10 protein-coding genes are annotated in these 4,700 nt (G+C 67.6%); 1 reads left to right on the top strand and 9 read right to left on the bottom strand.

Going from position 1 to position 4,700, the window contains the following annotated elements; translation table 11 throughout:
* Positions 1–216 (bottom strand): hypothetical protein (locus BGN97_RS03505; RefSeq protein ID WP_292698078.1); only part of this gene is annotated, 216 nt, incomplete at its 3' end.
* Positions 217–247: 31 nt separating this feature from the next.
* On the opposite strand from BGN97_RS03505, the gene BGN97_RS03500 reads away from it, so the two are divergent.
* Complete coding sequence (locus BGN97_RS03500; RefSeq protein WP_292698076.1) at positions 248–751, top strand: hypothetical protein; 504 nt, start codon at positions 248–250, stop codon at positions 749–751.
* A gap of 179 nt (positions 752–930) precedes the next feature.
* Here BGN97_RS03500 and dcm read toward each other — a convergent pair whose 3' ends face one another.
* The 8 genes from dcm to BGN97_RS03460 all read right to left on the bottom strand — a co-directional run.
* Complete coding sequence (dcm, locus tag BGN97_RS03495; protein ID WP_292698074.1) at positions 931–2,391, bottom strand: DNA (cytosine-5-)-methyltransferase; 1,461 nt, start codon at positions 2,389–2,391, stop codon at positions 931–933.
* A complete protein-coding gene (locus BGN97_RS03490) occupies positions 2,388–2,660 on the bottom strand; it encodes a hypothetical protein (protein WP_292698073.1) in 273 nt (90 codons plus the stop codon). Before BGN97_RS03490 ends, dcm begins: the two co-directional genes overlap by 4 nt.
* 15 nt (positions 2,661–2,675) lie before the next feature.
* On the bottom strand, positions 2,676–3,032 hold the full coding sequence (locus BGN97_RS03485; RefSeq protein ID WP_292698072.1) for a hypothetical protein: 357 nt from the start codon (positions 3,030–3,032) through the stop codon (positions 2,676–2,678).
* Complete coding sequence (locus BGN97_RS03480; RefSeq protein WP_292698071.1) at positions 3,029–3,205, bottom strand: hypothetical protein; 177 nt, start codon at positions 3,203–3,205, stop codon at positions 3,029–3,031. The genes BGN97_RS03485 and BGN97_RS03480 overlap by 4 nt, the downstream gene beginning before the upstream one ends.
* Complete coding sequence (locus BGN97_RS03475) at positions 3,202–3,384, bottom strand: hypothetical protein (RefSeq protein WP_292698070.1); 183 nt, start codon at positions 3,382–3,384, stop codon at positions 3,202–3,204. The genes BGN97_RS03480 and BGN97_RS03475 overlap by 4 nt, the downstream gene beginning before the upstream one ends.
* Positions 3,384–3,620 carry a hypothetical protein gene (locus tag BGN97_RS03470; RefSeq protein WP_292698069.1) on the bottom strand — a complete coding sequence of 79 codons (237 nt, stop codon included), beginning with the start codon at positions 3,618–3,620 and terminating at the stop codon, positions 3,384–3,386. The genes BGN97_RS03475 and BGN97_RS03470 overlap by 1 nt, the downstream gene beginning before the upstream one ends.
* Entirely contained in the window at positions 3,617–4,063 is a 447-nt protein-coding gene (locus tag BGN97_RS03465) for a hypothetical protein (RefSeq protein ID WP_292698068.1), read from the bottom strand. Before BGN97_RS03465 ends, BGN97_RS03470 begins: the two co-directional genes overlap by 4 nt.
* A partial coding sequence (locus BGN97_RS03460; RefSeq protein WP_292698067.1) for a hypothetical protein occupies positions 4,060–4,700 on the bottom strand: 641 nt, incomplete at its 5' end. The genes BGN97_RS03460 and BGN97_RS03465, both read right to left, overlap by 4 nt.

The following is a 4,700-nucleotide window of genomic DNA, read 5'->3' as shown; positions in this document are numbered from 1 at the left end:
CTTCGGCCACTCCGTGACTGCGAAGAACGTCGACCCGGCGGCGTCGTACACGACGATCGCCCCGGCCTCGTCCAGCATCAGCAGGTGCTCGTCTATCGTCGACTCGGTCATGTCCTCGTCCATCGGGTACAGGCGTGCCAGCATCAGACGCTGGTTCACCTTCTCCCGGCCGTGGTCGTCCGCGTACAGACGCAGCAGGATCTCCGTCAGCCGCACGTCCCGCGGCAGACTCAGAATCTCGTCCCTGGTGACGCCCTCCGGTGTCACCACTCTTCGGCGAGTCATCGCCATACAGGTGCTCCCATCGGGCAATGCCCCGGTAGATCGTCTTCAACGCGCGCATCACCTGATCGGCGGCAACGCGGAAGCACTCGGTGAAGCCGCGACCGCGCGGCAGGATGTGCTCAGAGTCCCGGTCGCGGGTGAACGCGCGCTCGAAGTTCGCATCCAGTTCCGCGAGCGCTGCCCGCTCATCGATCGGGTTCCTGTCGCGCATCATCAGCACGACCTTCCCGCCCGTCGCGGTCATCTCACGCCAGCGGCGATCCTGCGCCGCCCGGCCCACCTTGAGGACGCCATGCGCCTGCCAGTAGACCGCGTACAGCGTTGTCGTCTGTCGGCGCACAGCGCCCTCCCTTCTGAACACTCATCGCCGCTTTACGGCACACGGCGGCGCGGCGAAGATTTGGCCCCTACCGTCGCTCTAACGTCGGCCACATGCCGAAATCGCCTCTTGGACTGCGCGCAATGACGCACGTCTACATCTGCCCCGACCGCCTTGACAACGCCGCTCTCGACCGCCCTATCGTGGTGCGCTGGCTGACATCAATCGACGCAGCTCCCGCGCCCACAGCGACCGCAGAGCAAGGGTGAGGCCGCGGCGAACCAGCGGCCTCACCAACTCCCACGCGCCGATGACCAGCGCGTACTTCACGCTGCGATCGCCCAGCTGCTCCGCCGCCACATGACGCCGAGTGCGGCGTACGCCTGCTGCGGCAGGACGCCGTTCCCGCATGCCTTGATCGCCGGGTTCCGTCCGAGAATGTCGGTCACCCACCCGAGTGGGTAGCCCATCATCCACTCGGGGAAGACGGCCGCGAGACGGTGATTGCCGTTCTTGCCGTCTGGGAGCGTCGGGGCCGGTGCGGGTCGGGTGATCGACGCCCACAGGCGCACCGCAGGCTCGAACTCACCCCACTGCACTTCGCCGACGACGTTGCCCTGACGGTCGCCATCGTCGACACGCTCCGCGCCGAGCGCGTACATCGTCTCGGTGCCTGATGCGCCCCGCGATGCGCGAGGCGTTGGAAGCAGCTTCCCCGCCTGTGCAGCCACCGCCAGCCCTGGAAGCAGCAGCTCATCTGACCGCTCACCCGACCGCGTCGCGTGACCGCCCTGCATGTCCGCAACCTGCGGGGTCGGCAGAAGCCGGGCGTTCGGCCTGCGGCCCAGGTCCGTACGCACGACCGCATCCGTCAACGTGACGTTGCTGGCCGAGCTGCCACCGGCCCCCGCCTCGTCTCGCGCCGTCGGAGTTGGAAGCAGCTGAACAGCGATCGCGAGCGGCATCCCCATGCCGTTGCCGTTGATCCCCTTGGCCTTCACGCGCTCACGGCGAGCAAGCCACGTGTCTGCGCCCTCGCCGTCGTTCGAGTTCGACGCTGACGGCGTCGGGAACAGCCCTACAGGTGTGTCAGCACGTCCGCCAACGATGGCTGATGGCCGCCCGCCCTGCGTTTCTCGGGAGACTGCACCCCACCTCTCGTCGAGTCGTACGCCGCGGGCGTAGGCAAGAACGAAGACACGGAACCTGCCATGAGGGGCGCCGATGTCGGACGCGAGAAGACCATGCCACTCCGCATCGAACCCGAGGGCGGAAAGGTCTCCGAGTACACGGCCAAGTGCTCGAACATTGGGAGAATGGCTGGCCCGCCCATCGGGGTCCAGACATCTCGGGCAGGATCCCAGCTCGCCATCGGATGCGGACTCGGCGCATCCGGAGAGTAGACCACGGACATTCTCAATCACCACCACCTTCGGTTTGAGTTCGCGGATCGCGCGGGTGAAGTCCGACCACAGGCCGGAACGCGTGCCGGGGCGCATACCAGCGCGACGACCAGCCAGTGAGAGATCCTGGCAGGGGAACCCGCCACACAAGATGTCGACCGGCTCCGCTTTGGCCCAATCCACCGCGGTCACGTCACCGAAGTTCGGCACACCCGGCCACCGTGCTGCAAGCACCTTCGAAGGCTCGGGGTCGAACTCACAGTGCCAGACGGTTTCGCCGCCGAAGAACGCCTCCACGGCCATGTCCAGGCCACCAACGCCCGAGAACAGCGAACCGATCTTCAGTCGCTTGACGAACCTGCCTCTGGCGTCGCGTGCGCTCACGCCGCCCGCCGCCGTTCGCCCTGCGTCGGCAGGCGGTCGTGGCGAATCTGCCCGGCAGAGAGCCGTCGCCCCAGATCCTTCCGCCCGTAGTCACGGCATGCCTTGATCAGTGCGAGCACGTTCGTGCCGAGCTGCGCGGCGATGTGATCCGGGTGAATGCCGCCATCCAGCAGCCACTCGGCCTCGGCGACCTTCTCGGCGCCAGTCATTGCGGTGTCGCCGCGGCGCGCGATGCGCTCGGCGTCCAGGTGAATCAGTTCCGGTGCCATTGCCCCTGGCCCCTTCTAGATGGTCGGGGCCGGTGTCGCCGTCCCCTCGTCGTTGAGAAGCACCCAGCCGTAGAGGACGTGCAGCAATGGCACGTCGGCGGGGTTCGCCCACCGGGACACGATCAGCCCCAGTGCTGTTGCCTCGTCCGGGTGCGCGTGCACCCATCCATGGCATCCGGTCGTGCCCGATCCGCAGAGCAGGACGCCGTTCGATACTTCGTCGCCGCCGCCTCGGGAGCGGAGTTTGCGGTGATGGCGGGATCCGTTGTTCCAGATCTCCACACCGCACCGGGCGCAGCACTGCATCTCGCGGGAATCGATCAGACGGTTCCGCTCGGTCAGCTTGCGCCCGGTCAGGCGTAGCGACTTCACCAGGTGAAGATCGGCCCCCGCTTGCGCGAAGTCAGCAGTTCCATCTCCCAGTCGGCCAGCGTCGCGATGTTCAGCCACTGCGGGCCGAACCCGACCTCGCGATTCGTGCGACCCAACCGGATGCCGCGCCGGCTCCCGACAAAGAGCACCAGCACTAGACGCTCGCGGTTCATGCCGCCACTCCTGCGAGGATCCGCGCCCGCTCCTTGGCGGACTTCCCCGGCCGCTCGGCGATCTTCGCGAGCTTGTCGAACCCCGGCATCGCGTCATGCGCGGACTGCCTGCGTTCAGCGTCACGGCGTCGCGCCGTCCGCCGCTCCCCCTTCGGGAGCTTGTTCCACGTCAGTCCCATCACTGCCCCTTTCGCCGGTCCCGCAGCATCTGCGCGTAGATCGGCACTTCGTCTTCGTAGATGACCTGCTCGAACTCCGGAATCACGATGTCGAGTGGCGTCAGGCCGAACGGCGCCAGCTCCCGCACCAGCGCGTCATGAGCGGCTTCGGTCGCCCGCTCGATCGCCCGCTGCACGGTCTGATCGACGGGGCGCGTCACAAGCTCGTCACCGTCGATGAGATGCACGCGGGTCACGGCCCCGCCCTGTGTGCGCGGCCGATCATCGCCTGCACGCCCCGGAGGGACGACTGCAGTCCGATGTGCTTCGAGCGGAGCGCGCCCAGCAGCGCCTCCACGTGCTTGACGACGGCCTTCTTGTTCAGCCAGTCGCCGTATGCGTCCGCGGCGTCGACCTCAGCGAGCGCCCGCACCTCGGCTATCGGGCGCCGTGCCCCCGAGTGCTTCGCAATCGCCTTGTTCTTCAGCGCGCTGTACAGCTTCTCCGCGTCGTACTGCTCATCGAGCACCACCCGCAGGAAGTCCGACACCTCGAACCCGAGCGCTTCGATCTGCCGCAGCTCCGCATCGATCGCTTCCGGCGTCTCCGGCGCGGTCAGCTTGTGAGCCTCCGCCCGCGCCCGGAGATCCGCCCACGCCTCAGACGTCGGACGGACCTCCCCCGTGGCCTGATCGATCACGACTTCGGCTTACTCCGACGTCGGCGCGGCTGACCCTGCGGGCGCGGGGCGGTCGGCTTCGGAGCGCTCCGCGGATCGCCGAGCGTCAGCATCCGATCCATGATCGCAGCCTGAAGCCCGTCGACCTTCGCCAACGCTCCCGCCTCCCGAGCCTCGTCGTACAGCGCGTTCAGCTTCTGCGCATCCGCGGCCTTCACCTCGGCGAACCAGTCGCGGGCCGGAAGATCCCAGCCCGCGGCCGGCACTTCGTCGGGCACGCGGAACGGTTCGGGCGGGAACGCAGCGGCGACCACATCGGCGAACACCACCTTGTAGCCGTGGCGCTCCACCTCGGCGCCGAAGATCGACATGGGCTTCTGCTTCCGCTTCTCCGCCCACGCCGGATCGTTCAGCTCGAGATCTTCGGCGTACTCGTCCCACGAGATCACGACCTCGCGCGGCTTCTGCCCCCTGCGGGTGACGATGACCTTCGCCATCAGCGGATGCGCAGCGGGGTCATAGCGGCTGATGAAATACGGCAACCACTCCGACTCGTTGTCAGCGAGAAACAGCGGCCCCTCGATGCCCTCGAGCTGCCCGGACGCCTGCACCGCGGCTCGCACGGCCGCGACGGGGATCGACTGGAACTCGTCGCTCA

It is taken from the genome of Microbacterium sp. 69-10, from assembly GCF_001897945.1.
Taxonomy (GTDB): Bacteria; Actinomycetota; Actinomycetes; order Actinomycetales; family Microbacteriaceae; genus Microbacterium.
This window is presented reverse-complemented; position numbering and strand designations above follow the sequence as displayed.